The 26,168-nt window shown below is 72.7% G+C and carries 28 protein-coding genes and 1 pseudogene; 14 read left to right on the top strand and 15 right to left on the bottom strand.

What is annotated here, in order from left to right:
• Positions 1 to 148 precede the first annotated feature (148 nt).
• The 6 genes from ACZ6NC_RS08005 to ACZ6NC_RS07980 are packed head-to-tail and all read right to left on the bottom strand — an operon-like array spanning position 149 to position 4,644.
• A complete protein-coding gene (locus ACZ6NC_RS08005; protein ID WP_465730121.1) occupies positions 149 to 886 on the bottom strand; it encodes an urease accessory protein UreD in 738 nt (245 codons plus the stop codon).
• The gene (ureG, locus tag ACZ6NC_RS08000; protein ID WP_465730119.1) at positions 883 to 1,617 is read right to left on the bottom strand and encodes an urease accessory protein UreG; all 735 of its coding nucleotides are present in this window, start codon (positions 1,615 to 1,617) and stop codon (positions 883 to 885) included. Before ureG ends, ACZ6NC_RS08005 begins: the two co-directional genes overlap by 4 nt.
• Positions 1,607 to 2,272, bottom strand: a complete 666-nt coding sequence (locus ACZ6NC_RS07995) for an urease accessory protein UreF (protein ID WP_465730117.1) — start codon at positions 2,270 to 2,272, stop codon at positions 1,607 to 1,609. The genes ureG and ACZ6NC_RS07995 overlap by 11 nt, the downstream gene beginning before the upstream one ends.
• Complete coding sequence (locus ACZ6NC_RS07990; RefSeq protein WP_465730115.1) at positions 2,272 to 4,023, bottom strand: urease subunit alpha; 1,752 nt, start codon at positions 4,021 to 4,023, stop codon at positions 2,272 to 2,274. Before ACZ6NC_RS07990 ends, ACZ6NC_RS07995 begins: the two co-directional genes overlap by 1 nt.
• A complete protein-coding gene (locus ACZ6NC_RS07985; protein WP_465730232.1) occupies positions 4,016 to 4,327 on the bottom strand; it encodes an urease subunit beta in 312 nt (103 codons plus the stop codon). Before ACZ6NC_RS07985 ends, ACZ6NC_RS07990 begins: the two co-directional genes overlap by 8 nt.
• Before the next feature lie 14 nt (positions 4,328 to 4,341).
• Positions 4,342 to 4,644, bottom strand: coding sequence for an urease subunit gamma (locus ACZ6NC_RS07980; protein ID WP_465549942.1), 303 nt, complete (start codon positions 4,642 to 4,644; stop codon positions 4,342 to 4,344).
• Positions 4,645 to 5,036: 392 nt separating this feature from the next.
• Here ACZ6NC_RS07980 and ACZ6NC_RS07975 point away from each other — a divergent pair, with 392 nt between their 5' ends.
• Positions 5,037 to 6,692: an APC family permease gene (locus tag ACZ6NC_RS07975; protein ID WP_465730113.1), complete on the top strand. Its 1,656-nt coding sequence runs from the start codon at positions 5,037 to 5,039 to the stop codon at positions 6,690 to 6,692.
• Between the two features lie 67 nt (positions 6,693 to 6,759).
• Here ACZ6NC_RS07975 and ACZ6NC_RS07970 read toward each other — a convergent pair whose 3' ends face one another.
• On the bottom strand, positions 6,760 to 8,385 hold the full coding sequence (locus ACZ6NC_RS07970) for an FAD-dependent oxidoreductase (RefSeq protein ID WP_465730111.1): 1,626 nt from the start codon (positions 8,383 to 8,385) through the stop codon (positions 6,760 to 6,762).
• A 304-nt stretch (positions 8,386 to 8,689) separates the two neighbouring features.
• On the opposite strand from ACZ6NC_RS07970, the gene ACZ6NC_RS07965 reads away from it, so the two are divergent.
• From ACZ6NC_RS07965 to ACZ6NC_RS07935, 7 genes are all read left to right on the top strand, one after another.
• Positions 8,690 to 9,856, top strand: a complete 1,167-nt coding sequence (locus ACZ6NC_RS07965) for a SchA/CurD-like domain-containing protein (RefSeq protein WP_465730109.1) — start codon at positions 8,690 to 8,692, stop codon at positions 9,854 to 9,856.
• A gap of 97 nt (positions 9,857 to 9,953) precedes the next feature.
• Positions 9,954 to 10,388, top strand: a complete 435-nt coding sequence (locus ACZ6NC_RS07960; protein WP_396322454.1) for a cupin domain-containing protein — start codon at positions 9,954 to 9,956, stop codon at positions 10,386 to 10,388.
• Positions 10,385 to 11,641: a beta-ketoacyl-[acyl-carrier-protein] synthase family protein gene (locus tag ACZ6NC_RS07955; RefSeq protein ID WP_465730107.1), complete on the top strand. Its 1,257-nt coding sequence runs from the start codon at positions 10,385 to 10,387 to the stop codon at positions 11,639 to 11,641. The genes ACZ6NC_RS07960 and ACZ6NC_RS07955 overlap by 4 nt, the downstream gene beginning before the upstream one ends.
• A 5-nt stretch (positions 11,642 to 11,646) precedes the next feature.
• Positions 11,647 to 12,888 carry a beta-ketoacyl synthase N-terminal-like domain-containing protein gene (locus ACZ6NC_RS07950; RefSeq protein ID WP_465730105.1) on the top strand — a complete coding sequence of 414 codons (1,242 nt, stop codon included), beginning with the start codon at positions 11,647 to 11,649 and terminating at the stop codon, positions 12,886 to 12,888.
• A 39-nt stretch (positions 12,889 to 12,927) separates the two neighbouring features.
• Positions 12,928 to 13,188 (top strand): acyl carrier protein, encoded by a 261-nt coding sequence (locus ACZ6NC_RS07945; protein WP_465730103.1) that lies wholly within the window; start codon positions 12,928 to 12,930, stop codon positions 13,186 to 13,188.
• Position 13,189: 1 nt separating this feature from the next.
• Positions 13,190 to 13,645, top strand: a complete 456-nt coding sequence (locus tag ACZ6NC_RS07940) for an SRPBCC family protein (protein ID WP_465730101.1) — start codon at positions 13,190 to 13,192, stop codon at positions 13,643 to 13,645.
• A gap of 5 nt (positions 13,646 to 13,650) precedes the next feature.
• On the top strand, positions 13,651 to 13,983 hold the full coding sequence (locus ACZ6NC_RS07935) for a TcmI family type II polyketide cyclase (protein ID WP_396322459.1): 333 nt from the start codon (positions 13,651 to 13,653) through the stop codon (positions 13,981 to 13,983).
• Positions 13,984 to 14,110: 127 nt separating this feature from the next.
• Here ACZ6NC_RS07935 and ACZ6NC_RS07930 read toward each other — a convergent pair whose 3' ends face one another.
• Complete coding sequence (locus tag ACZ6NC_RS07930; RefSeq protein ID WP_465730099.1) at positions 14,111 to 14,977, bottom strand: hypothetical protein; 867 nt, start codon at positions 14,975 to 14,977, stop codon at positions 14,111 to 14,113.
• 88 nt (positions 14,978 to 15,065) lie between these two features.
• Positions 15,066 to 15,506, bottom strand: a complete 441-nt coding sequence (locus ACZ6NC_RS07925) for a PPOX class F420-dependent oxidoreductase (RefSeq protein ID WP_465730097.1) — start codon at positions 15,504 to 15,506, stop codon at positions 15,066 to 15,068.
• A 277-nt stretch (positions 15,507 to 15,783) separates the two neighbouring features.
• On the opposite strand from ACZ6NC_RS07925, the gene ACZ6NC_RS07920 reads away from it, so the two are divergent.
• Together ACZ6NC_RS07920 and ACZ6NC_RS07915 are read left to right on the top strand one after the other, a co-directional pair.
• Positions 15,784 to 16,164 carry a hypothetical protein gene (locus tag ACZ6NC_RS07920; protein ID WP_465730095.1) on the top strand — a complete coding sequence of 127 codons (381 nt, stop codon included), beginning with the start codon at positions 15,784 to 15,786 and terminating at the stop codon, positions 16,162 to 16,164.
• Positions 16,165 to 16,373: 209 nt separating this feature from the next.
• Positions 16,374 to 17,063 carry a class F sortase gene (locus ACZ6NC_RS07915; protein ID WP_465730093.1) on the top strand — a complete coding sequence of 230 codons (690 nt, stop codon included), beginning with the start codon at positions 16,374 to 16,376 and terminating at the stop codon, positions 17,061 to 17,063.
• A 78-nt stretch (positions 17,064 to 17,141) separates the two neighbouring features.
• Here ACZ6NC_RS07915 and ACZ6NC_RS07910 read toward each other — a convergent pair whose 3' ends face one another.
• Together ACZ6NC_RS07910 and ACZ6NC_RS07905 are read right to left on the bottom strand one after the other, a co-directional pair.
• The gene (locus ACZ6NC_RS07910; protein ID WP_465730091.1) at positions 17,142 to 18,173 is read right to left on the bottom strand and encodes a methyltransferase; all 1,032 of its coding nucleotides are present in this window, start codon (positions 18,171 to 18,173) and stop codon (positions 17,142 to 17,144) included.
• A 125-nt stretch (positions 18,174 to 18,298) separates the two neighbouring features.
• Positions 18,299 to 19,393, bottom strand: coding sequence for a right-handed parallel beta-helix repeat-containing protein (locus ACZ6NC_RS07905; RefSeq protein WP_465730089.1), 1,095 nt, complete (start codon positions 19,391 to 19,393; stop codon positions 18,299 to 18,301).
• Positions 19,394 to 19,802: 409 nt separating this feature from the next.
• On the opposite strand from ACZ6NC_RS07905, the gene ACZ6NC_RS07900 reads away from it, so the two are divergent.
• Positions 19,803 to 20,219, top strand: a complete 417-nt coding sequence (locus ACZ6NC_RS07900; protein ID WP_465730087.1) for a DUF5958 family protein — start codon at positions 19,803 to 19,805, stop codon at positions 20,217 to 20,219.
• Between the two features lie 220 nt (positions 20,220 to 20,439).
• On the opposite strand, the gene ACZ6NC_RS07895 is transcribed toward ACZ6NC_RS07900, so the two are convergent.
• From ACZ6NC_RS07895 to ACZ6NC_RS07880, 4 genes and pseudogenes are all read right to left on the bottom strand, one after another.
• On the bottom strand, positions 20,440 to 20,682 hold the full coding sequence (locus tag ACZ6NC_RS07895; RefSeq protein ID WP_465730085.1) for a hypothetical protein: 243 nt from the start codon (positions 20,680 to 20,682) through the stop codon (positions 20,440 to 20,442).
• Positions 20,683 to 20,704: 22 nt separating this feature from the next.
• Positions 20,705 to 21,217 carry a hypothetical protein gene (locus ACZ6NC_RS07890; RefSeq protein WP_465730083.1) on the bottom strand — a complete coding sequence of 171 codons (513 nt, stop codon included), beginning with the start codon at positions 21,215 to 21,217 and terminating at the stop codon, positions 20,705 to 20,707.
• 179 nt (positions 21,218 to 21,396) lie between these two features.
• Positions 21,397 to 21,513 (bottom strand): annotated as a pseudogene (locus ACZ6NC_RS07885) (transposase); the annotation flags it as partial.
• 58 nt (positions 21,514 to 21,571) lie between these two features.
• Positions 21,572 to 21,742: a cytochrome P450 gene (locus tag ACZ6NC_RS07880; protein WP_465730081.1), complete on the bottom strand. Its 171-nt coding sequence runs from the start codon at positions 21,740 to 21,742 to the stop codon at positions 21,572 to 21,574.
• 179 nt (positions 21,743 to 21,921) lie between these two features.
• Between ACZ6NC_RS07880 and ACZ6NC_RS07875 the strand changes: the two genes are divergently transcribed.
• The 3 genes from ACZ6NC_RS07875 to sph all read left to right on the top strand — a co-directional run bounded on the left by ACZ6NC_RS07875 (position 21,922) and on the right by sph (position 26,140).
• Positions 21,922 to 22,881, top strand: coding sequence for a deoxyribonuclease IV (locus ACZ6NC_RS07875; RefSeq protein WP_465730079.1), 960 nt, complete (start codon positions 21,922 to 21,924; stop codon positions 22,879 to 22,881).
• A gap of 91 nt (positions 22,882 to 22,972) precedes the next feature.
• On the top strand, positions 22,973 to 25,069 hold the full coding sequence (locus ACZ6NC_RS07870) for an MMPL family transporter (protein WP_465730077.1): 2,097 nt from the start codon (positions 22,973 to 22,975) through the stop codon (positions 25,067 to 25,069).
• Positions 25,070 to 25,141: 72 nt separating this feature from the next.
• A complete protein-coding gene (gene sph, locus ACZ6NC_RS07865; protein WP_465730075.1) occupies positions 25,142 to 26,140 on the top strand; it encodes a sphingomyelin phosphodiesterase in 999 nt (332 codons plus the stop codon).
• The last annotated feature ends 28 nt before the right edge of the window (positions 26,141 to 26,168 follow it).

Below are 26,168 nucleotides of genomic sequence, written 5' to 3'. Positions count from 1 at the left end.
AGGGGGCTGGGCGACGAAAGATGCGGGCGCCCACGCCGCCGCGGCCGCCGACTGCGCCAGCAACGCTGACGCCGCCCCTCCGGAATGGAAGCGACCACCCATCCGGCCACCGCGGCCACGAACTCGGCGAACCCTCCCGGTCACAGCACTAGCCGAGCAGCCTGCGCAGTGCGAGCCCGTCCGGGGCGGCGGCGGTGAGCAGCGCGGCGTCCGGGTCGGGCAGGGTGAGCAGGGCGGCGTCGCCGCCGGTGGGCGGCCCGGGCGGCGTCGGCGGCGGGTGGCCGACGGTGAGCCGCTGTCCGGTGGCGCGGTGGCCGCCGAGCACGGCGGGGCCGTCCCAGCCGGGGGCGCCGTGGCCGAGGTCGGTCTGCTGGTCGAGCAGGAGGCGGCCGGCGCGGCGGACGGTGAGCCGGGAGGTGAGCCGGCCGGGGGCGGCGCCGCGGGCCCAGTCGTGGTGGCGGCCGAGGATCTGCTCCTCGCGGTAGCGCAGCCGGGCGCCGGCGGCGAGGGTGATCCGGGTGTGCAGGACGAGGTGGCTGCCGCTCGCGGCGACGACGGGCTCGGGTCGCCAGTCGAGCCGGGCGCCCTCCCCCACCGTCAGCTCGATGTCGTAGAACGCGGGCCCTGGCCCGGGCAGGCTGATGGTGGCGGCCGCGCTGGTGACGGTGAGCGCGGCGCCGTCGGTGAGTTCGACGGCGAGGGCGAGCCGGTCGCCGCCGAGCGGTGCGGCCATCGAGCCGACGAGCACCACGTGGGCGGCGCCGTCGTCGTCCCGGGTGCGGCGGGGTGCGAGGGGGCCGGCGCCGGAGAGGACGGGCAGGGCGGTGGTGCCCCGCCCGTCCGGCTCGGCGAGGATGCGGGCCCGTGCGAGGAGTGCGGCCGTCACCGGGCCTCGTGCGGGACGGTCTCGTGCGGGGCGGTCTCGTGCCGGCCGGTCTCGTGCCAGGCGGCGAGCTTCTCCCGAACCCAGGCGGCGACCGGGGCCACGCCCTCGGCGGAGGTGAGCGAGCAGAAGACGGTGGGCAGCGCGCCGCGCTGGGCGGCGGCGTCGCGGGCCATCACGCCGAGGTCGGCGCCGACCAGCGGAGCCAGGTCGGTCTTGTTGATCACCAGCAGGTCGGAGGTGGAGACACCGGGGCCGCCCTTGCGCGGGATCTTGTCGCCGCCGGAGACGTCGATGACGAAGATCTGGTGGTCGACCAGCCCGCGGCTGAAGGTGGCGGTGAGGTTGTCGCCGCCGGACTCGACGAGGACGAGGTCGAGCGGGCCGACAGCGTCCTCCAGGTCCTCGACGGCCTCCAGGTTGGCGGAGATGTCGTCGCGGATGGCGGTGTGCGGGCAGCAGCCGGTCTCGACGGCGGTGATCCGCTCGGGCGGCAGGACGGCGTTGCGGATCAGGAACTCGGCGTCCTCGGTGGTGTAGATGTCGTTGGTGACGACGGCCAGCGACAGTTCCTCGCGCAGCAGGCGGCAGAGGGCGGCGACGGTGGCGGTCTTCCCGGAGCCGACCGGCCCGCCGAGGCCGATCCGCAGGGCGCGGCGGCGACCGTCGGCGGGGGTGGCGGCGTACGTGTGGCGGACGGGTGCGTCGACGGGGTCGACGTGGTCACGATGCAAAGAGACGGACCTTCCAGGAGTGGTGCTCTTCGGCGTAGACGTCGAGCAGCGGGGCGGAGGCGGCGGGCAGCGCGTCCGGGTCGCCGCGCAGCGCCGCGGCGAGGGCCGTGCCGGCGACTGCGTCGAGCTGCGGCGCGAGGCGGGCGAGCGCGGCGGCGACCTCGTACGGGTCGAGGCCGAGCAGCCGCACGCATGCCGTGGCCGGCCCGTTGACGCTCTCGTAGGCGGCGGCGGACGCGGCCTGGGCGGGGGTGAGTCCGGCGGCCAGTGCGGCGGTGCCGAGCACCACCGGCTGGTGCGCGCCACGCGGGAACTCGGCGGCGAGCCGGTCGAGTCGGTCGTGCGGCCAGGCCGCGCGGGCGGCCCGGAGCAGCTGGCGGCCGAGCCGGCGGCTGGTGGCGCGCAGGGCCGGCGAGGGCGTGCGGGCCTCGGCGGCCGCGTCCAGGACGACGGTGTCCTGTCCGGCGGCGGCCGCGGCGGCCAGGGCGGCGGCGACCAGGCCGGTGGTGTGCAGCCGCCCGGTGAGGAAGGCCGCCATGGTCGCGCTGTCGGACACCCGCCCGGCCTTGACCGCCGCCTCGGCGCCGCCGGAGTGCGCGTGCCCGCCGGCGGGGAACCGCCCGTCGGCGAGCAGCAGCAGGGCAGCGAGGGACATCAGAAGAGGAAGTACCGCTGGGCGAGCGGCAGTTCGGTGGCCGGTTCGGGAGTGATGACCTCGCCGTCGACGGTGACGGTGAAGGTGTCGGGGTCGACCCGGACGTCGGGGCGGGCGCTGTTGTTGACCATCTGTTCCTTGGTGACCCCGCGGGTGTTCCGGATCGCGGTGAACTCCTTGGCCACGCCGAGCTGTTCGGCCAGCCGGGCGGGCAGGCCGTCGTCGATCGCCGCCTGCGCGGTGAAGTTGAGCGAGTTGGCCGCCGCCGAGCGCCCGGTGGCGCCGAACATCGGCCGGGGCAGCACCGGTTGGGGTGTGGGGATGGACGCGTTGGCGTCGCCCACCTGCGCCCAGGCGATCTGGCCGCCCTTGACCACCAGGTCGGGCTTGACCCCGAAGAAGGCCGGTGACCAGAGCACCAGGTCGGCGAGCTTGCCGGGTTCGACCGAGCCGATCTCACCGTCCAGGCCCTGGGCGACGGCGGGGTTGATGGTGTACTTCGCGACGTAGCGGCGGGCCCGGTGGTTGTCGGCGCGGCCGTCCCCGGGCAGCGCGCCGCGCCGGGCCTTCATCACGTGGGCGGTCTGCCAGGTGCGCAGCACGACCTCGCCGATCCGGCCCATGGCCTGGGAGTCGGAGCTGATGATGGAGATGGCGCCGAGGTCGTGCAGGACGTCCTCGGCGGCGATGGTGGACGGCCGGATCCGGGACTCGGCGAAGGCGAGGTCCTCGGGCACGTGCGGGCTGAGATGGTGGCAGACCATCAGCATGTCGAGGTGCTCGGCGACGGTGTTGACGGTGTGCGGCCTGGTCGGGTTGGTGGAGCTGGGCAGCACATTGGCCTCGCTCACCACGGTGATGATGTCGGGCGCGTGGCCGCCGCCGGCGCCCTCCGTGTGGTAGGCGTGGATGCCGCGGCCGGCGATCGCGGCGAGGGTGTCGCCGACGAACCCGGCCTCGTTCAGGGTGTCGGTGTGGAGGGCGAGCTGGGCGCCGGTCTCGTCGCAGACCCGCAGGCAGGAGTCGATCACGGCCGGGGTGGCGCCCCAGTCCTCGTGGATCTTGAAGCCGAGCGCGCCGGCCCGCAGCTGGTCGTGCATCGACGTCTCGTTGACGGTGTTGCCCTTGCCGAGGAGGCCGATGTTGACCGGCAGTCCGTCCATCGCCGCGAAGAGCCGGCCGAGGTGCCAGGCGCCCGGGGTGATGGTGGTGGCCTTGGTGCCCTCGGCGGGCCCGGTGCCGCCGCCGACCAGGGTGGTGACGCCGGAGGCCAGCGCCTCGTCCACCAGCTGCGGGCAGATGAAGTGGACGTGGGTGTCGACGGCGCCGGCGGTGACGATCCGCCCGTTGCCGGCGATCACCTCGGTCTCCGGGCCGATCACCAGCCGGGGGTGGACGCCGTCCATGGTCTCGGGGTTGCCGGCCTTGCCGAGGGCTGTGATCCGGCCGTCCCGGATGCCGATGTCGGCCTTGACGACGCCCCAGTGGTCGAGCACCACGGCGCCGGTGATGACGGTGTCCGGGGCCCCTTCGGCACGGCTGGTGCGGGCCTGGCCCATGGACTCGCGGATCACCTTGCCGCCACCGAAGACGGCTTCGTCGCCGCCGCGGCTGCGGTCCTCCTCGACCTCGATCAGGAGGTTGGTGTCGCCGAGCCGGATCCGGTCGCCGGCGGTCGGCCCGTACAGGTCGGCGTAGCGCTCGCGGGTGAGCCGGAGGGCGGGGCGGCCGGCCGTGAGGCGCTCAGTCATCGAGTGCCCCCGCCGTCTCGCCGCGCAGGCCGGCGACCTCACGTCGGCCGGTGATCGGGACCAGTTGGATCTCGACCGGGATGCCCGGTTCGAAGCGGACGGCGGTGCCGGCGGGGATGTTGAGTCGCAGGCCGCGGGCGGCCGCGCGGTCGAATTCGAGGCCGGGGTTGCTCTCGGCGAAGTGGTAGTGCGAGCCGACCTGGACGGGCCGGTCGGCGCCGTTGAGGACGGTCAGCCGGGTCACGTCCAGCCCGAGGTTGAGACCGATCTCGCCTTCTCCGTAGAGGATCTGACCTGGCGTCAGGCTCTCGGCGGCGCTCACTGGATGGGTCCGTGGACGGTGACGAGCTTGGTGCCATCGGGGAAGGTCGCCTCGACCTGGACGTCCGGGATCATCTCGGGGATGCCCTCCATGACGTCGTCCCGGGTGAGCACCTTGCGGCCGGAGTCCATCAGCTCGGCGACGGTCCGGCCGTCCCGGGCGCCTTCGAGGACGTGCGAGGTGATCAGTGCGACCGCCTCAGGGTGGTTGAGCCGCAGGCCGCGGCCCCGCCTGGAGCGGGCCACGTCGGCGGCCACGTGGATGAGCAGGCGCTCCTGCTCATGGGGGGTGAGTTTCATCTGCGCGCACCTTTAGCGGGGGTCCAGAGCGCGCGGACACGACGCTGTGCCGCGGTGGTGGCGCATACCGTAGCGGACGAACGACCCGGAGGGCAGGCCGCCCCGCCGGCCGGACCAGGCATCACTATGCGGCGGGCGCCATTTCTATAACCCCATTTGCCGTCCAGGTTGCCAGATCTTGAGGCGAAGCTCAATTCCCGCTCAAGTGCTGAACCTACTCATCAGTTCTGTAACACATGTATGAACTGAATGCCCCCTACCTGCGAGGATGTCCGGCCAAGTAGGTAAACATTCAGTAATGAAATCTGTGCAGAGGCCTATGAATACGCCTACTGTGTGGCAACTCTCCGCGCTCCGATCGCCGGGGCCCCCACACCACAGAGAGATTTCGCATGGCATCCCTCAACCAGCTCTCCCCGCCGAGCACGGGCACCGACACCGGCGCCCCCACTCACCGCTCGCTGCGCCGCGAAGTCGGACTGATCGGCCTCATGTGGGCCTCGGTCGGCTCGATCATCGGCTCCGGCTGGCTGTTCAGCGCGAAGAACGCCTCCATGGTCGCCGGCCCCGCCGCCCTCATCTCCTGGGGCATCGGCGCCATCGCGATCGCACTGCTGGCGTTCGTCCACGCCGAGCTCGGCGGACTCTTCCCCGTCGCGGGTGGCACCGCCCGCTACCCGCACTACGCCTTCGGTGGCCTGGCGGGGATGTCCTTCGGCTGGTTCTCGTGGCTCCAGGCGGCGACCGTGGCGCCGATCGAGGTCTTCGCCATGATCAACTACGCCACGCACTGGTCCTTCGCCGAGGGCCTGCAGCGGCCCGACGAGACGCTGACCACCAGCGGTCTCATCGTCGCCGTCTTCCTCATGGCCCTCTTCGTCGCGGTCAACTTCCTCGGCGTCAAGGTGCTGGCCCGCACCAACAGCATCACCACCTGGTTCAAGATCGCCGTGCCGCTGGCCACGATCTTCGTCCTGGCCATCACCAACTTCCACCCCGGCAACTTCACCGACCACGGCTTCGCGCCGTTCGGGATCAAGGGTGTCCTGACCGCGATCAGCACCAGCGGCATCATCTTCGCCCTGCTCGGCTTCGAGCAGGCCCTGCAGATCTCCGGTGAGAGCCGCAACCCCAAGCGCGACATCCCGCGCGCCGTCATCGGCTCGGTCAGCATCGGCACCCTGATCTACGTGCTGCTGCAGGTGGTCTTCATCGCCGCGATCCCCGCGGCCAGCCTCGCCGGAGGCTGGGCCGGCCTGGACTTCGAGGGCATCAGCCGCCCGTTCGCCGGCCTCGCCATGACCGTCGGCCTCGGCTGGCTGGCCTACGTCCTCTACGTGGACGCCATCATCTCCCCCGGCGGCGCCGGCCTGATCTACACCACCTCCACCTCGCGCATCTCCTACGGCCTGAGCAAGAACGGCTACGCGCCGCAGGCCTTCGAGAAGGTGGACCGGAACGGCGTGCCGTACTTCGGCCTGATCATGTCCTTCGTCACCGGCGTGATCTGCTTCCTGCCGTTCCCCAGCTGGCACGAGCTGGTCGGCTTCATCACCTCCGCGAGCGTGCTGATGTACGCCGGCGCCCCGCTCGCCTTCGGCGCGCTGCGCCGCCGCCTGCCGAACCGGGAGCGGTCCTACCGGCTGCCCGGCGGTGCCGTCATCGCCCCGCTGTCCTTCGTGGTCGCCAGCCTGATCATCTACTGGTCCGGCTGGGAGACCCTGTACCGCCTGGGCTTCGCCATCCTGATCGGCTACCTGCTGCTCGGCGGCTACGCCCTCTACGCGATCCGCAAGGGCCTGCCGAACGCGCCGCGCCTGGACTGGCGGTCGGCCCAGTGGCTGCCGGTGTACCTGGTGGGTCTCGGCGTGATCTCCTGGCAGGGCACCTTCGGCGGCCAGGGCCACATTCCGATGTGGTGGGACATGGTCGTGGTCTCGGTCTTCGCCCTCGGCATCTACTTCTGGGCGATCCGGGTCGCGCTGCCGGCCGACGTGATCGAGCGGAACGTCGAGGACATCGAGGTGGTCGACGCGGGCGGTCACTGACCCTCCGTCAAACCACAGGACGGGCCCGCTGGTTCACCCCGGCGGGCCCGTCCCGTTTCCTTGGCGGCTACAGCTTCAGCACCGCGCGCAGCGCCGCCGTCACCGCCGCCTCCGGATCCGCCACCGCGCCCTCCGCGCGCCAGGCGACGAAGCCGTCCGGGCGGACGAGCACCGCGCCGTCCGGCCGGATCCCGTGCAGCTCGGCGAAGTCCGCGCCGGGCTCGGGCGCCAGGTCGTCCTCGGCGCCCGTGCCGATCCGGTAGGCGTCCAGCGGGACGGCCAGCCGGTCGGCCGCCCGCTGGGCGCCCTCGTGCCAGGCCGCGCCTTCGGGGCCGGTGAGCAGCACCATCGCCTGCTCGTAGAGGTCGAGGATGGAGAGCTTCACGCCCGCCCGCAGCAGCCACTGGTGCGGCGCCCGGCTGCCGGGCTCACCGGCCGACTCGAACTTCTCCGGCACCACCGCACCCGCCGGATCCGCCCCGGCCACCGCGCCCGCCGGGTAGCGGTAGCCGAGTGCCACCGCCAGCACCCCGGCCTGCCGGCCGACGCCCGGCACCACCGCGTACCCGGGGTGGCTGTGCTCGGCCGAGCGGGCCGAGGCACGCTCGCTGGTCACCTCGGCGACCGGACGGCGCTCCTGCCCGTACGTCTCCAGCAGCCCGGGCCCGGCCCAGCCGCCGAGCACCGCAGCCAGTTTCCAGGCCAGGTTGTGCGCGTCCTGGATGCCCGTGTTGGAGCCGAACGCACCGGTCGGCGACATCTCGTGCGCGGCGTCGCCCGCGAGGAAGACCCGCCCGCCGGAGTACCGCTCGGCCACCCGCTCGGCCGCGTGCCAGGGCGCCTTCCCGGTGACCTCCACCTCCAGGTGGGGCACGCCGACCGCCGTCCGGATGTGCCGGACGCACCGCTCGTCGGTGAACGCCTCCAGCGGCTCGCCGTGCTCGGGGTGCCAGGGCGCGTGGAACACCCACTCCTCGTGGTTGTCCACCGGCAGCAACGCGCCGTCGGCCTCCGGGTTGGTCAGGTAGCAGGCGATGAAGTGCCGGTCGCCCACCGCCTCGGCCAGCCGCTTGGCCCGGAAGGTGATGCTGACGTTGTGGAACAGCTCGCCCTTGCCGGTCTGGCCGATGCCCAGCCGCTCGCGGGCCGGGCTGCGCGGGCCGTCCGCCGCGACCAGGTACTGCGCCCGGACGGTGCGCTCCTCACCGGTCTCCCGGCTGCGCAGCAGCGCCGTCACCCCGTCGGCGTCCTGCTCGAAGGAGAGCAGCTCGGTGCTGAACCGCAGGTCGCCGCCGAGCTCGCGGGCGGACCGCAGCAGCACCGGCTCCAGGTCGTTCTGGCTGCACAGGCACCACGCACTCGGGCTGAACCGGGCCAGCCGGCCCCCCGGGTCGATCTCCCGGAACAGCCACTCCTGCTCCTCGCCGGTCAGCGAGGGGGTCTGGAGGATGCCGTGGTTCGCGGCGAGCACCGAGGCCGCCTCGCGGATCGCCGGCTCGATCCCGGCCACCCGGTACAGCTCCATCGTGCGGACGTTGTTGCCTCGGCCACGCGGGTGATGCGAGGTGTCGGCGTGCTTCTCGACGAGCAGGTGTCTGACACCCAGTCGGCCCAGGAAGAGCGAGGCCGACAGCCCGACAAGCGAGCCGCCGACGATCAGGACCGGCACCCGGTCGTCAACCTTCGGATTCATCAATTACTCCAGCCTGTACGGGAGTTCGCGGTCCGGCTGCGGGGCTCGGCGCCGCCCTCGGCGGGGCGCGCACACACGGCGGCCCCGTCTCTCCATCCCCCGCCCCGGGGTCGTTCTGCCTCCCCTTCGCTCGGATGGCCCGCAAATCTCGCGCCACCCCGTGGGCTCCGCGCACGATCGACCTCAGGCCTGACGCCGACGCCCGGGCCGACCGCCGCCGCACCGCCCTCCCCCGCCGGGCCCCTCCGGCCGGACGCCGCCCCGCGCGGCCGGACGCGGGCGCCCCAGAAGCAGAAAGTGGATCATGACGACTCTGTCCGAACCGCAGGCGCAACAGCAGGCCGAGACCGACACGCGGCTGCGCGTGATGCTGATGCTGGAGATCAAGGACGGCGCCCAGCAGCGCTTCCTCGACGTGTACGAGAAGCTGCGCCACCAGGTGGCGTCCGTCCCCGGGCATGTCAGCGACCAGCTCTGCCAGTCGATCAACGACCCCCGGCAGTGGCTGATCACCAGCGAGTGGGAGGACCAGGAGACCTTCCTGGAGTGGGTGGACAGCCCGGCGCACCGCGAGATGGTCAAGCCGATGCACGGCTGCGTCAGCGACACCTTCCGCTCGCTGCGCTACTCCATCCTCCGGGAGACCTCCGCGGCCGGCGTCACCGGCACCCGCGCCCCGGCGGAGGTGCCGCCCGGCCTGCCGCGCACCACGCCGGCCGGGCACGTCGGCCCGCCGCAGGCCGCACCCGGCCCGGACGGGGTGACCCGGCACGCGCTGACCTTCACCGTCAAGCCCGGCAGCGAGCAGGAGGTGGCCCGGATCCTCTCCGGCTACACCTCCCCCAAGGCCGAGGTCGACGAGGCCACCCGGCTGCGCCGCACCTCGCTGTTCATGCACGGCAACCGGGTGGTCCGGGCCGTCGAGGTGATCGGCAACCTCGGTGACGCGCTGCGCCACGTCGCCATGCAGCCCGAGGTGCGGGCCGTCGAGGAGGCGATCAACCCGTACCTGGAGGAGGCCCGCCAGCTGGGCGACCCGCAGGCCGCGCGCGCCTTCTTCGCCAAGGCGGCGCTGCCCGCCGAGCACCAGGCGATCGCGGGCTCCCCCGTCTCCGGGCGGCTGCACCGGCACGCCGTGCTCTACCCGGTGAAGCCCGGCAACGGACAAGCCGTCGCCGCGCTGCTGGCCGAGCACGACAACCTGGCCACCGCGGACCCGACCGGCCCGGTCGCGGCGGCTTTCGTCTTCCACCGGGAGGACGTCGTGGTCCGCCTGGTGGACCTGAGGGTCCCCGCCGAGGCCGACCCGGCGGCCGCCCTCGGCGTCGCCGGCGAACGCGAGGCCACCGTCCTCGGCCGGCTGCTCGACCTCGGTGCCGACGGCGACCTGCGGACCGTCGCCGGGCTCACCGCCTTCCTCGCGGCCCGCGCGATGAACCCGGTCACCGACCGCATCTCGCAGGAGGACTGACCGGGCGTCGGCACTACGCCGACCCCCCGGAAGAAGCACCGCCGGACCTGAAGCACCGCCGGACCAAGCCCGGACCCGACACTCGGAGGAAGAAACCATGTCCACGCAGTACCCACGGATCGTGCACGTCGACGAGGCACCGGAGAACCGCCGGCGCGGCGGCGACCTGCGCGCCATGCTCACCCCCACCACCTGCGGCGCGACCAGCGGCTTCATGGGTCTGGCCATCGTGCAGCCCGGCGAGCGGATCGGCGAGCACTACCACCCGTACTCCGAGGAGTTCGTCTTCGTGGTGAGCGGCGACCTGGAGGTGGACCTCGACGGGGTCACCCGGGCGCTCAAGCCCAACCAGGGCCTGATGATCCCCATCGACATGCGCCACCGGTTCCGCAACGTCGGCGACACCGAGGCCCGGATGGTCTTCCACCTCGGCCCGCTCGCCCCGCGTCCGGAGCTGGGCCACGTCGACACCGAGGAGACCGAGGGAGCCGTCACCTCCGGCCCGCCGGAACACGCCAAGGTGGCTTCGTGACACGGCGCGTCGCCGTCACCGGGATCGGTGTGGTCGCCCCCGGCGGCGTGGGCGTCCGTGCCTTCTGGCGGCTGCTCACCTCCGGCCGGACGGCGACCCGGGGCATCACGCTCTTCGACCCCACCGGGTTCCGCTCCCGGATCGCCGCCGAGTGCGACTTCGACCCGGCGGCGCACGGGCTGAGCCCCGAGGACGTCCGACGGGCCGACCGGTACGTGCAGTTCGCGATGGTGGCGGCGGACGAGGCGGTCGCCGACGCGGGCCTGGACCTCGCCGCGGAGGACCCGTGGCGGATCGGCGTCTCGCTCGGCACCGCCGTCGGCGGCACCACCCGGCTGGAGCACGACTACGCCCTGGTCAGCGCCGGCGGCGCCCGCTGGGACGTCGACCACCGCCAGGCCGAACCCCAGCTGCACCGGGCCTTCGCGCCGTCCACGCTGGCCTCCGCGGTCGCCGAGCGCACCGGCGCGCACGGCCCGGTGCAGACCGTCTCCACCGGCTGCACCTCCGGGCTGGACGCGATCGGGTACGCCTTCCAGGCGGTCGAGGAGGGGCGCGCCGACATCTGCATCGCCGGCGCCTCCGACTCGCCGATCTCGCCGATCACCGTCGCCTGCTTCGACGCCATCAAGGCCACCAGCGAACGCAACGACGACCCGGAACACGCCTCCCGTCCCTTCGACGCCCACCGGGACGGCTTCGTGCTCGGCGAGGGCGGCGCGGTGCTGGTGCTGGAGGAGCTGGAACACGCCCGCCGGCGCGGCGCCCGGATCTACGGCGAGATCGGCGGCTTCGCCACCTTCGGCAACGCCTACCACATGACCGGCCTCACCCAGGAGGGGCTGGAGATGTCCCGGGCGATCGACGAGGCGCTCGACCACGCCCGGGTGAACCGCACCGACGTCGACTACGTCAACGCGCACGGCTCGGGCACCAAGCAGAACGACCGGCACGAAACGGCGGCCGTCAAGCGCTCGCTCGGCGGGCACGCGTACGAGACGCCGATGAGCTCGATCAAGTCGATGGTCGGGCACTCGCTCGGCGCGATCGGTGCGATCGAGGTGGTCGCGTGCACCCTCGCACTGGCCCACGGCGTGGTACCGCCGACCGCCAACTACGAGACTCCGGACCCGGAGTGCGACCTCGACTACGTGCCGCGCACCGCGCGCGAGCTGCCGCTCCGTCACATCCTGTCGGTCGGCAGCGGATTCGGCGGATTCCAGTCCGCCGTCGTGCTCAACAGAACGGGGTGAGATCCATGACGTCACGTCAACAAGGCCGCCGGGCGGTGATCACCGGCCTCGGCGTGGTGGCGCCGAACGGCGTCGGTGCCGACGCCTTCTGGAAGGCCACCAGGCAGGGCGTGAGCGTCCTCGACCGGATATCCCGCGAGGGCTGCGCCGACCTCCCGCTGCGCATCGCGGGCCAGGTACGGGACTTCGACCCGCAGTCCGTGATCGACAGCCGCTACCTGGTACAGACCGACCGCTTCACGCACTACGCGATGGCCGCCGCCGACCTGGCGGTGGCGGACGCCGGCTTCACCCCCGACCCCGAACATCCGTACGCGGTGGGCGTGGTGACCGCGGCCGGCTCCGGCGGCGGCGAGTTCGGCCAGCGCGAGCTGCAGCAACTATGGGGCCAGGGGCCACAGTTCGTCGGCCCCTACCAGTCCATCGCCTGGTTCTACGCGGCCAGCACCGGCCAGGTCTCGATCCGCGGCGGCTACAAGGGCCCGTGCGGTGTGGTCGCCAGCGACGAGGCCGGCGGCCTGGACGCCCTCGCACACGCGGCCCGCGCCATCGAGCGCGGCACCGACGCGGTGGTGGCCGGCGCCGCCGAGGCACCGCTGGCGCCGTACTCGATGGTCTGCCAGCTCGGATACGCCGAGCTCAGCCTCGTCGAGGAACCCCACCGGGCCTACCTGCCGTTCTCCTCGGCTGCCAACGGCTTCGCCCCCGCCGAGGGCGGCGCGATGCTGCTGCTGGAGGACGAGCGGACGGCCCGCCGGCGCGGCGCCACCGTCCGGGCCCACCTCGCCGGGCACGGCGCCACCTTCACCGGCGCCTCCCGTTGGGAGGAGTCCCGGGAGGGGCTGGCCGCGGCGATCCGGATCGCGCTCGACCAGGCCCGGATGGCCCCCGAGGAGGTCGACGTGGTCTTCGCCGACGCCCTCGGCGTCCCGGCCGCCGACCGCGCCGAGGCGCTGGCCCTGGCCGACGCCCTCGGCCCGTACGCCGAACGCGTCCCGGTGACCGCACCCAAGGCCGGCACCGGGCGGGCCTACTGCGGGGCGCCGCTGCTCGACACGGCAGCGGCCGTGCTCGCCATGGAGGACGGCGTGGTGCCGCCCACCCCCAACGTCACCGAGGTCTGCCACGACCTCGCCCTGGTGACCGGCCGCGCCCGCCCGGCCGAGCTGCGCACCGCGCTGGTGCTCAGCCGCGGGCTGATGGGGTCCAACGCCGCGCTGCTGCTCCGGCGCGACGACCGGACCTGACCGACAACCCCTGTTTGGCTCACCTAGAAGGGACTTCCCGTGAGCATCACCCTCAGCCACCCCGAACTGGCCACGCTGATCCAGGCCCGGGCCGGTGTCGCGATCGACCCGCTCGAACTGGAACGGCCCGGCGTCAGCTTCGACGAGTTCGGCGTGGACTCCCTCGGCCTGCTCGGCGTGGTCGGCGAACTGGAGAACCGCCACGGCGTCAAGGTCACCAACGGTGCGGAGTCGGCCAAGACCCCGACCGAGTTCCTCGAACTGGTGAACGCCGCGTTCACCGCGAAGGCCGGTGCCTGAGATGCCTGGACACACGGACAACGAGATCGTCATCGCCGCTCCGCTCGACCTGGTCTGGGAGATCACCAACGACCTGGAGAACTGGCCGCAGCTGTTCAGCGAGTACGCCTCCGTCGAGGTGCTGGAGCGGGACGGCGACAGCGTGCGCTTCCGGCTCACCATGCACCCCGACGAGAACGGCCAGATCTGGAGCTGGGTTTCCGAGCGCACCACCGACCGGGCCTCGCTCGCGGTGAGCGCCCGCCGGGTCGAGCCCGGGCCGTTCGAGTTCATGGACATCCGCTGGGAGTACGCGGAGGTCCCGGCCGGCACGAGGATGCGCTGGGTCCAGGACTTCGCGATGAAGCCCACCGCCCCGGTCGACGACGACGGCATGGTCAACCACATCAACCGCAACTCGCGCATCCAGATGCAGCTGATCCGCGAGAAGGTCGAGAAGCAGGCCGGGGAGGTGTGAGCCGGATGCACCGCGCACTGATCGTCGCCCGGATGAAGCCGGACGCCGCCCCGGGCATCGCCGACGTGTTCGCCGAGTCCGACCGTGGCGAACTGCCGCACCTGATCGGCGTCACCGGCCGCAGCCTGTTCCAGTTCGGCGACGTCTACCTGCACCTGATCGAGGCAGACCGCCCGCCGGGCCCGGCCGTCGCGCAGGTCGCCGGCCACCCGGAGTTCCGGGCGGTCAGCGACGCCCTCACCGCCTACGTCCAGGCGTACGACCCGGCCACCTGGCGGGAGCCCAAGGACGCCATGGCGCGCGAGTTCTACCGCTGGGAGCGTGGCGGCCTCAACTGAGCCGCGCCCCGGACCGCACGGTGCCCCGCAGGCAGGCCTGCGGGGCACCGGCGTGTGGGGGCGGGGCGCACACCGGCCCGGACCGTGCGGCGGGGCGTGCGTCGGGCCGTGTCGCAGGCCTCGTGCGTCAGGCCGTGCCGAGGACGGCGTCCGGGGTCCGGCCCGCCTGGGCCTGCTCGATGCGCTGGACCAGCAGCGCGGCGAGCCGCCTGGTCGCCGCGGGGTCGACCGGGCCGCCCTCGGTGGTGACCGTCGCGACCACCGTGCCGGAGCGCAGCACGATGGCGACGCCGTCCCGGCCGGCCAACTGACCCTGGAAGGTGCGGCTCTCGCTCCCCAGCGCGGCCAGCTCGACCGTGTGGTACTTGCCGGCGTCGCCGTACGCCGCGTACGCCTCCGCGAGCTTGTCCTTGGCTGCCGCCTTGCTCGGGAGGGTGTCGATCCCGAACCGCGCGGTCACCTCGCCGGAGGAGAAGCGGGCCGACCCGCTGAGCGGCTTGCCGCTGCACGAGCCGGCGCCGGTGCAGGTGGTGGCGTGGTCGGCGGTGTCCACCCGGCGCTTCTCCTCCTCCCAGCCGGTCATCGCCTTCTGGTCCGGCATCAGCTGGAGCAGGAGCTTGTCGTCGAGCAGCAGCGTGTCGGAGTCCGCGCCGGCGGGCTGCGCGGCCCCGCCGCCGGCGGCACCCGCTCCGCCGCCCTGGGTCGGCGTACCCGGCGTACCCGGCGCGGGCGAGCCGGACGCACCGGACGCCGCGCCGGAGGCGGCGGACGTCGCTCCGCCGGACGCCGCCGGGTCCCCGGCGCCGGCCGGGCTCGCCCCGGGGCTCGCGGGCGCGGTCGTGGCCGCTCCCGTGGTCGCGCCGGCCGCCGGGCTCGCGCTGCCCTTCGCCTCGTCGTGGGAGGTCTTCGACCCCCCGGAGCCACAGGCCGCCAGCACGCCCAGCAGAACCCCCGTCGCCGCCACCGCGGCAACCTTCCGACCGACCGTGCTCATCGCCCGCTCCCTCTCGTGTCAGTGGACCATCAAGATAGACGCGGCAGGTCGCAGCCGGTTCCCCGGGGGTGGTTGTCGGGGAGCAGGGCTACCCACGGGCCCCCGGCGCACCCGGCGGGAGGGTCTCGACGCCGGTCACCCGACTGATCCGGGTCGGCTCGATCAGCACCAGCACCCGCCGCTCGCCGGGGATCCGCCACTCGTAGCGCTCCGCCCCGAGGTAGACCCCGGCCAGCCGGTCCATGTTCCGGTCCGCCTCCTCCCCCTCGACGAACCGGACCACCCGCCCGCGGATCTGCACCCGGTCGTACGGGTCGGCCGCGTCCGCGTGCGACAGGCAGACCCGGGGGTCGCGCCGCAGGTTGCGTTCCTTGACCCGCCCGACCGAGGTGTTGAACAGCACCAGGCCGCCTTCCGTCCCCACCCACATCGGGCTGACGTGCGGCGACCCGTCGACGCTGACCGTGGCGACGTACCAGATGTGCCCCGCCTCGATCCGCGCCCGGACGTCCTTCGAGATCTCGACCATGCGCCAAGCCTGCCCGCGCGCACCCGGATCCACGCCGCCCTTCGCCCGTCGGGGCGGCGGGCCCGGGCTCATACCGGATTCACCCGGATCGCCGGGGCACTCGGGTGAACACGCCAAGGAGTCCACTCGAAGGGGCGCACAACCGCCGCCGTCGCCCCCCTGCTCCGGTGGCAGCGGCCGCCGGGGTGGTTGACGGTGGATCAGGCGCACCACCCCGCGAGTCCCCTTGCCCGACGACGTGTCGGCGGTCGCGGGTCGCGCCGGAAGGATCACCATCATGCGTTCTGCACGCACGCTGCTTGCCGGGGCCGTCGTCGCCGCCGCCGCCCTGACCGTCGGCGCCCCCGCCGCCTTCGCCGACGGCTCCGACAAGAACCTCACCTGGCAGGAGAAGCAGGACAAGTCCGCCAGCCCCGACAGCCAGAAGACCTGGGAGGAGAAGCAGGACAAGGACTCCTCCTCCTCGGGCAAGGAGCACAAGGCTGACGAGTACAAGGCCGACGAGAAGACCCCGCACGGTGGCGTGCACACCGGCGGCGGCGGCCTGGCGCTGTCCGGCGGCGGCCTCGGCGCCGGCGCCGTCCTGCTGCTGGGCGGCCTCGGAGCCGGCGCGATCGCACTGCGCAAGGGCCGTCGCTCCACCGGCGCCGCGATCTGACCTGCATCACCGGCTCAGGCGCCGCCCGTCACGTCCCGTCGCCTCCCCGCCGTGGCCGCCGCTCCGTGCGCCGGCCACGGCGGGGGCGCGCGGGGCACTGCTTCAGGGGCACTGCTTCAGGGCGGTGCTTCAGGGCCGTGCTTCACGGGCGCCGCTGCCGGTGTGCCGATGTGAAGGCCGAGTCGCTGTGAAGGCCGAGGAGTGGAGTGATGACCGGTCTGGTCCCTGGTACGTCCCGGCTGCTGCGCGCGGGTATGGGCGCGGCGGCGGCCGGTCTGCTGCTGATCTACAACTCGGTGGACGCCGCACCCTCGGCCGAGCCCGCGCCGGGCCAGGCCGCTCCCCCGGCGGCCACCGCGAGCGCGTCGCCGGGCCCCGCGTCCGCCTCCCCGACGCCCGCCCCGACACCGGCCAAGGCGGCCGCGCCCGCGCTGAAACGGTCGAATCCGACCCGGCTGCGGATCCCGCAGATCGCCGTGGACGCGCCGTTCACCGAGCTGACCCTGAACCCGGCCGGGCAGCTCAACGCGCCACCGCCGGACAACCAGAACCTGGTCGGCTGGTACCGCGACGGCGTCACCCCCGGCGAGCGCGGCAGCGCCGTGGTGGCCGGGCACGTGGACACCACCAAGGGCCCGGCGGTGTTCCTGCTGCTCAGCCTGCTGCTGCCGGGCAACAAGGTCGAGGTGCAGCGGGCGGACGGCACGGTCGCCGTCTTCACGGTCGACTCGGTGGAGACCTTCGCCAAGAGCGCCTTCCCCGACCAGAAGGTCTACGGGAAGACGCCGGACGCCCAGCTGCGGCTGATCACCTGTGGCGGCACCTACGACAAGAAGCGCAAGGACTACCTGGACAACGTGGTGGTCTTCGCGCACCTGGAGTCTTCGCGCAAGGCCTGAGCCCGCCTCAGGACGTACGACGAGACCGCCCGCACCGGGAGCCCGGTGCGGGCGGTCTCGTCGTACGCGGGGTCGGGGTCAGCCGCGCACGGTGGCCTCGAAGGCGTGCAGGTACGGGTTGACCGGGCGGACCTCGGCAACGTCCAGGCCGGCCTCGTCCATCAGCCGGACGAGGCTCTCCTCGGAGTGCTTGGCGCCGCCTACGTTGAGCATCAGCATCAGGTCCATGGCGGTGGTGAAGCGCATCGACGGGCTGTCGTCGACCAGGTTCTCGACCACCACGACGCGGGCACCCGGGCGGGCCGCGCGGACCACGTTGGCGAGGGTGCGACGGGTGCTCTCGTCGTCCCACTCCAGGATGTTCTTGATGATGTAGAGGTCGGCGCGGACCGGGATGTCCACCCGGCAGTCGCCGGGCACCAGGCGGGCCCGGGCGGAGTAGGCGCCGCCGTCGCGCAGCCGCGGGTCGGCGCCGGCGACCACCTTGGGCAGGTCGAGCAGGGTGCCGTGCAGCGCCGGGTGCTTCTCCAGCAGGCTGGCCAGCACGTGTCCCTGGCCGCCGCCGATGTCGACCACCGAGTCGATCCCGGTGAGGTCCAGGTAGGCGGCGAAGTCGGCGGCGGACTGGCGGCTGGAGGTGGTCATCGCCTTGTCGAAGACCTTCGCGGAGTCGCCCGCGTCGCTGTGCAGGTAGTCGAAGAACTCCTTGCCGAACAGCTCGGGGAAGACGTTGCGGCCGGAGCGGACCGCCTCGTCCAGCTTCGGCCAGGCCTCCCAGGTCCACGGCTCGGTGCACCAGAGGGAGATGTAGCGCAGGCTGTTCGGGGCGTCCTCGCGCAGCAGGCGGGACATCTCGGTGTGCTCGAAGCGGTCGCCGCCGGTCTCCTGGAAGATGCCGTAGCAGGTGAGCGCGCGCAGCAGGCGGCGCAGCTGCTTGGGCTCGGTGTCGAGCGCGGCCGCGAGGTCGGTGACGGTGGTCGGGGTGTCGCCGAGCGCGTCGGCGACGCCGAGCCGGGCGGCCGCGCGGACGGCGGCGGCGCAGGCGGCGCCGAAGACGAGCTCCCGCAGGCGCATCGCGGCCGGCGGGGTGGTGGCGGGCGTGGTGGTCATGTGCCGTCTTTCTGCAGAGGGGAGGTGGGGGCCGGGGCGTGTCCCGGCGTCGCCGGGCGGTCGGGACTTCACGGACACGCCCTGGGCCCCCGGGGAGTCGCGGAGCGGGTGCGGCGCGCGGCGGTTCAGCAGTGGCCGGCGGGCGTGGAGACCGCGCAGTGGTTGCGGGTGAAGGAGTTGGTGGTGCCGGTGTCGGCGTCCACCAGGTCGGCCGGGCCGTTGCCGACCGCGCGGTTGCCGGAGATGGTGTTGCGCGCGTTGGCCACGCCGACCACGCTGCGGAAGAGCACGATGCCGCCGGACATCGGCGAGGCGCCGACGTTGTCGCGGACCTCGTTCTCCGTCACCGTGGTGTCCTCGGCGCCGGTGAGCAGGATGCCGGTGCCCTGGATGTAGTCGAGCCGCGGGTTGGGCGGGCAGTACTTGTTGTTGGCGACGACCCGGTTGCGGGCGACGCTCAGCGCACCGGCCCGGGGGACGCCCTCGTCACCGACGATGAAGACGCCGCCGCAGTTGCCGTGGATCTCGTTCGCCTCGATGTTCAGGTCACGCAGGCGGCGGACGGTGACACCGATCCGGTTGTCGGTCAGCCGGTTGCCGCTGACCTGGGTGCCGTCGGTGTCGATGGCGCCGCCCTCGTTGTCCACCGTGTTGGCCAGGAAGACACCGGACTGGCCGTTGCGGGTGGACTCGTTGCCGGTGATGACGGCCCGGGTCGACTTCTCCTGGCTGATGCCCTGCTGGCCGTTGTCGTGGACGTAGGCGGCGCGGACGGTCATGCCGGTGGTGGCGCTGGCGTTGATGCCGTTCTTGCGGAAGCCGGTGACGGCGAGGGCCTCGACGGTGATGCCTCCGAGCGGGTGGTCGTCGGTGCCGACGACGCAGAGGCCGTGGCCGGCGGTGGCACAGACGGCATCGCCGGCGGTGCCGTCCTCGGCGGTGCCGGGGGTGATCACGCTCCGCGGGCCGGCGCCGCGCAGGGTGAGGCCGGCGGTGGTGATCCGGACGCTGCCGCGGTAGGTGCCGGGGAGCAACTGGACGGTGTCGCCGGGGCTGGCGGCGTCGACGGCCTGCTGAATCGATTCGCCTGGCTGGACGAGGTGCAGGGCGCCCGCGGCGTGGGCCGGGGGCGCGGCGGCGAGGGTGGTCAGGGCGGTGGTGAGGGCGGTCGTGGCGGCAGCGGTGGCCGCGGCGAGATGGTGGACCCGTCGCGTGGGCATGAGTGGTGACCTGCTTTCTGGCGCGCTCGCGGGGACGCCGGCGCGGTGACGCGGTGTGTGCGGAGGATGACGGCCGGTGGGAGTCGGTCGCATCGACGCTATGGGCGCACGGGTGGGCCCGCCACCAGGGCTGGGCTGCGAGACTGACGGGGCGTCGGCAACCGGCGGACGGCGGGGGTGCGCGGGGCAGGTCGGACGGCTGCGGGCGAGGGCCGGCGAGGTGAGGACGGCGCACCTGCGGGCATGGCGACGCGCCCGGCCGCGGGGTGCGGACGGGCGCGCGGTGCGTGCTCACCGGCACGCAGCGGGGCCGTAAAAGGGAACCCTCCAGTACTCCAGTCATACGTCACGATCTGGTTCGATGGCCTTCGGGGACTGCTGGCCCCAGCCGGATCGCGGAGGTTGGCGGATGGACGAGCGCACGGTCATGTTGAACGAACTCGCGCAGGGCCTGCGCCCGATCGGGCAGGGCGTCGAGTGGTTCGAAGCCTTGCCCGCCCAGGAGCAGTTCGAGGTTCTTCGGGATCTGGGCGGACACTGCATCCAGGCGCGGGCGACGGTGGAGGACGGGCCCGAGAGCGTACGGATCGCCGGCATCCGCCCCACGCACACCCCGGCCGTGCTGATCACGCGTGGGCAGTTGGCCGGGCAGCTGACAAAGATCATCAATCTGCCACAGGATGAACGCGTGAAGGCGTTTCGGCTGCTGGTCGCGCTGCTGGGGGTGGCGGACAAGCGACGTCGGGAGCGGTTCTGCGCCGACGGATGCACCCATGCCTGGCACCAGCCGGCGGCAGAGGCCGATGCGAAAGTGGCCCCCGCGTGATCATCAGAGATCGTGTGGACTTCTGAAGATGGTGCGATGGCCGCGGGTCACAGCGAAGACCTGCCCTTGCCCACTGGCGGGCGATGTTCGACCAGGCCGTGACCTGCATCGCGGACCGGTTCCGCCGACTGGACCCGCGGGCGACGGCAAGGGCATTCGTCCTCGGGCTGCTGCAGCGGCGTGCCGTTGCAGTGCCTGTCAGGAGGTCCTGTCAGAAGGTCTACTCCTCCAACGGGGGCAACGGCTGCGGATTGAGAGCCACTTTCTCGGCCGCGGCCTCGTAGAGGCGAGCGGCGGCGAGGTACAGGGAGCGGCCCTCGTCAGCACCGCTCATGTTGACCGAGATCTCGGCCAACACCACCGCTGTGAGGATGTCGCGTAGCCACGGCGGGCGGGGCGGGTGGCCGGGCGCGGGTGTCCCGCACCAGTCGTCCATGTTCTGCACCAGCATGGTCAGGCTCATGTCTCCTCCTGGTGTCCGGCTGTCATTTCTCAGGTATCGGGGTGCCCTCCGGGATGCCGACGCCGCCGACCAGGGACTCTCCATCGAAGCCACCGCCGACAGGGCTGAGCGAATCGACCATGAATGTGTGGTCGTGTGGAGCTACTGCGAACTCAGCAGTCATATTGCCGACAGCGCTTTGTCGCAGGAAGGAAATCTGTGGACGAAACTGCACCAGCCCCGAACCCGCAGAGATTGTTTGTCCGGCCCGCCCCAGGGCGAGACCGAGCCATATCTGGGTTGCAGGGGCGCCGGGCAGCTGCTGCCGCGTGTCGCCGTCGTGGTCGAACCGCTTGACCAGCGCGCCGAACCGGTAGACGCAGAACTGCACGAAGAACTGCGAGGTCTCGAACGACGACCAGAAGCTCTGGTCCAGATTGAGCCCGAAGCGCAGCTCGACCTCTTCATCCAAGCCAAACGACGAATGCTGAGTGCCGTGAACGACGTCGCTCCACGAGATCCGGCAAAGTGCGCTGTTGAAGGAAAGATCTGCCATGACCATCCGGTGACCTCTTCGACTGAGCACGCTGACCACAGGGCAGGAAGAGGGAACTGTGAGCCTGCGTCCTGGCGCAGCCACGGTGCCTGGCGGGCTGCAGCGGCTGTCGACATTGCCGTCTACAGAGATCTGACCTGAGCGCCTTACACCCGACCGTATGTCCGGAGTCCATGGCCTGCATCTTGATGGCCGCTCACCGAACCGTGCCGGTCCTTCCACACCGTGATCACCGGCTCGATCAACGCCCACTGCTCACCCGTCAAGTCGCTTGGGTGCGGTCTGCGTTCACTCACCTCGCCACCCCGACCGACCGCCCGCTGCGGACCAGCAGACTCCGCCTCCCCCACACCATCAGGCAACGACGGCCTCCTCCTGCGCCAGCGCGGCGCCGATGCAGCGGTGGGCGCCGCGGCCGAAGCCGAGGTGGACATCGTGATGCGGCGCGGCGGCCCGGCAGGCGTCGAGCCGCTCGGGCTCGACGAAGACCCGGGGGTCGTGGTTGGCGGCGGCGAGGATCGCCATCACCAGGTTGCCGATCCGTCACGGACGGTGACGCCACCGGCGGCCGCACGATCCAGCGTTCGAGGTCCGAATCACGCCGAGCACAGAGGAGGATTACTTCGGGCGCGATGCTGATGTACGCACGCCGGGTACGGGTGCTGCACGCCGGGGCGTCCGGGGCGCGTGGCATGCTCGGGCCCATGAACACCGCCGCCGCCCTCCCGCCCGCCGCCGTTCCGCCGGTCACCGCCGTCCGCAACCCGGTCGGGGCCCATGTGCCGGTGGCCGCCCGCGGGCTGGCCGGAACGGGGCTGGCCTACGCGCGACGGGTGGGCGCCGAGGCCGTCCAGGTGTTCGTGGCCAATCCGCGCGGCTGGGCCACTCCCCCGGGCAACCCGGCGCAGGACGAGGAGTTCCGCGCCGCCTGCGCCGAGCAGGCCATCCCGGCGTACGTGCACGCGCCGTACCTGATCAACTTCGGCTCGGACACCGCGGCGACCCGCGAGCGCTCGGCCGCCTCGCTGCGCCACTCGCTGCTGCGCGGCCACGCGATCGGCGCACTGGGCGTGGTGCTGCACACCGGTTCGGCGGTCGGCACGGCTCCGGGCGGCGGCTCCCGGCGGGCCGAGGCGATGGCTCAGGTCCGGGAGGACGTCCGCCCTCTGCTGGACGAGCTGGACGCGCTCGGGGAGGACGCGCCCTGGCTGCTGCTGGAGCCGACGGCCGGCCAGGGCAGCTCGCTCTGCTCGCGGATGGAGGACCTCGCCGCCTACGTGGACGTGCTGGACGGCCACCCGAAGGTCGGGGTCTGCCTGGACACCTGCCACGCCTTCGCGGCCGGCCACGACCTGGCGGCACCGGGCGGTGTCCGGGAGGCGCTGGACGCGCTGGTCACGGCCGCCGGGCCGGGCCGGCTGCGGCTGATCCACGCCAACGACTCGGAGGACGTGGTCGGCGCACGCAAGGACCGGCACGCCAACATCGGCGCCGGGCGGATCGGCGCGGAGCCGTTCCGCGAGCTGTTCGAGCACCCGGAGACGGCCGGCGTCCCGTTGGTGGTCGAGACGCCGGACCGCAAGCACGGCGGCGACGGCACCGGGCACGCGCTCGACATCGCCGTGCTCAAGGAGCTGCGCGAGCGGGCCGCGGTGCCGGCGTAGGCCCTACCCGCCGGCACCGTCCCGGACTGCCGGGTCGGCGGGGCGGTGGCAGGCTGGAACGAGTGATGTCTCAGGCCCCTGGGGGTTTGCGATGAGCCCGACCCGGAGACTGGCCACGCTCCCGTGCGGACGCCGCAGCAAGTGGGTGGTGCTGGCACTCTGGCTGGTACTGCTGCTGGTGGCGGGACCGCTCGCCGGCAAGCTCACCGACGCCGAGGACAACCAGGCGTCCAGCTGGCTGCCCGGCAACGCCGAGTCCACCCAGGTGCTCAACGAGCAGCGCGCCTTCCAGCCGGTGGACACCGCCCAGGCCGTGGTGGTCTACACCCGCGACAGTGGGATCACCCCGGCCGACCAGGCCGAGGCGGCCCGGGACGCGACCGCCTTCGCCACGGCGCCGCACGTACTGGGGCAGGTGACCGGCCCGGTGCTCTCGACCGACGGCCGGGCCATGCAGACCATCGTGCCTGTCGACATCGGCACCGGCGGCTGGCAGGACCTGCGCCCGGCGGTGGACAGCCTGCGTGCCACCGCCGCCGACAACAGCCAGGGCATGACCACCCACGTCACCGGGCCCGCCGGGATCGGCGCCGACCAGGCCGAGGCCTTCGCGGGCATCGACGGCACCCTGCTGGCCGCCACCGTCAGCGTGGTGATCATCCTGCTGCTGCTCACCTACCGCAGCCCGGTGCTCTGGGCGCTGCCGCTGCTCTCCGCGGCCGGGGCGCTTGTGGTCGCACAGGCCGTCATCTACCTGCTGGCCAAGCACGCCGGGCTGACCGTCAACGCGCAGAGCGCCGGCATCCTGATCGTGCTGGTGCTGGGCGCGGGCACCGACTACGCCCTGCTGCTCACCGCCCGTTACCGGGAGGAGCTGAGACGGCACGAGGACCGGCACGAGGCGATGGCGCTCGCCCTGCACCGAGCCGGGCCGGCGATCCTGGCCTCCTCGGCCACCGTGGTCGCGTCGATGCTCTGCCTGCTGATCGCCGAGATGAACTCCACCAGCGGCCTCGGCCCGGTCTGCGCGATCGGCGTGCTGGTGGCGCTGGCCGCGATGCTGACGCTGCTGCCGGCGCTGCTGGTGGTCGTCGGGCGCTGGGTGTTCTGGCCGGTCAAGCCGGCCTTCGGCACGCCGGAACCGACGCGGACCGGCCGCTGGGCGCACGTCGGGACGTGGATCGGCCGACGGCCGCGCAAGGTCTGGATCGGCACCGGGCTGGCACTGGCGGCCTGCTGCGTCGGGCTGGTCTCGCTCAACGCCACCGGGCTGTCCACGGCAGGCAGCTTCACCGGCACACCGGACTCGGTGGTCGGCCAGCGGGTGCTGGAGCAGCACTTCCCCGGCGGGACGGGCGCGCCGCTGACCGTGATCAGCACGGCGGGCGAGGCGGGCGCCGTCCGGACGGTGGCGCAGGCCACGCCCGGCATCGCCGGGACCTCGGTGCCGGTGGCGCGCGAGGGGCAGGCGCTGTTCCAGGCCACGCTGGCCGATCCGCCGGACAGCCAGGCCGCCAAGGACACCGTGGACCGGGTGCGGGAGGCCGTCCACGCGGTGCCCGGCGCCGACGCCAAGGTGGGCGGCTCCACGGCGGTGATCCTGGACGCCGGCCGGGCCTCGGCCAGCGACAACCGGGCGATCATCCCGCTGGTGCTCGGCGTGGTGCTGGTGATCCTGGCGCTGCTGCTGCGGGCGGTGACCGCGCCGCTGGTGCTGATCGCCACGGTGGTGCTGTCGTACGCGGCGGCGCTCGGGATCAGCGCGTTCTTCTTCGAGCACGTCTTCCACTTCGAGGGCCAGGACAACGCGTTCCCGCTGTTCGCCTTCGTCTTCCTGGTCGCGCTCGGAATCGACTACAACATCTTCCTGATGACCCGCGTGCGGGAGGAGTCCGGCCGGCACGGCACCCGGCAGGGGGCGGTGGCCGGGCTGGCCGCGACCGGCGGGGTGATCACCTCGGCCGGGCTGATCCTGGCGAGCACCTTCGCGGTGCTCGGCACACTGCCGGTGGTGGGCTTCGCCGAGATCGGCTTCGCGGTGGCGCTCGGCGTGCTGCTGGACACCCTGGTGGTGCGGTCGGTGCTGGTCACCGCGCTCACCATGGACCTCGACCGGCACATGTGGTGGCCGGGCAAGTTGTCCAGGCAAGTCCACCATCCTGAGAGCGAGTTGACCAGACAGCTTTAAGTTACCGTCGAGTTCATATGGTTATCGTCCGCAGTCTTGCCGGACGTGACCGCGAACGCGTTGACTGCGCGCATGCCAACTTCCACCACGCTTCGTCGCGGCACCCGGCTGGCCGCCGCCTGCACCGTCGCCGCCGCCCTGCTCGCCCCGGTGGCCGCCGCTCCGGCAGCCTCCGCGGCCACCACCCCGGTCGCCACGGTCCCGGCACTGAACGTGCTGACCTACAACGTCTTCCTGATGAGCAAGAACCTGTACCCCAACTGGGCCCAGGACTACCGGGCCAAGGCGATCGCCGCCTCGGACGTCTTCCAGGGCCACGACGTGGTCGTCGTCCAGGAGGCCTTCGACAACGCCGCCTCCGACCTGCTCACCTCGCAGGCCTCCGCCGCGTACCCGTACCACACGCCGGTCGTCGGCCGCTCGACCAGCGGCTGGGACGCCACCGGCGGCAGCTTCGCCTCGTCCACCCCGGAGGACGGCGGGGTGACGCTGCTCAGCAAGTGGCCGATCCTGCGCAAGGAGCAGTACATCTTCAAGGACGCCTGCGGCAGCGACTGGTGGTCGAACAAGGGCTTCGTCTACGCGGTGCTGGACGTCAACGGCGTGCGCACGCACGTGGTCGGCACCCACCTGCAGTCCACCGACACCGGCTGCTCCGCCGGCCAGCCGGCCGCCGTCCGGGCGGCGCAGCTCAAGGCGATGAAGGCGTTCATCGACGGCAAGAACATCCCGGCCGCCGAGCCGGTGCTGCTCGCCGGCGACCTCAACATCGACTCGCACGGCAGCGAGTACCCGTCACTGCTGAGCAACGCCGACGTGGCGCCGGCCACCACCCGCAACGGGTGGGCCGACTCCTTCGACACCGTGGACAACTCGATCGCCGCCCACCGCTACCCCGGTGAACCCAAGGAGGACCTCGACTACGTCCTCTACCGGGCCGACCACGCGCAGCCGGCGAGCTACACCAACACGGTGGTGCGCTTCCACAGCTCGCCGTGGACGGTGAGCAGTTGGGGCAAGAGCTACACCTACACCGACCTGTCCGACCACTACCCGCTGTCGGCGGGCTGATCGGCTTCGCATGCCGGCCGGTGCCCGA

The sequence above is a fragment of the Kitasatospora sp. NPDC041988 genome (assembly GCF_055588525.1).
The sequence above is the reverse complement of the archived record's forward strand: the minus strand, read 5'-3'. Positions and strand labels throughout refer to the sequence as shown.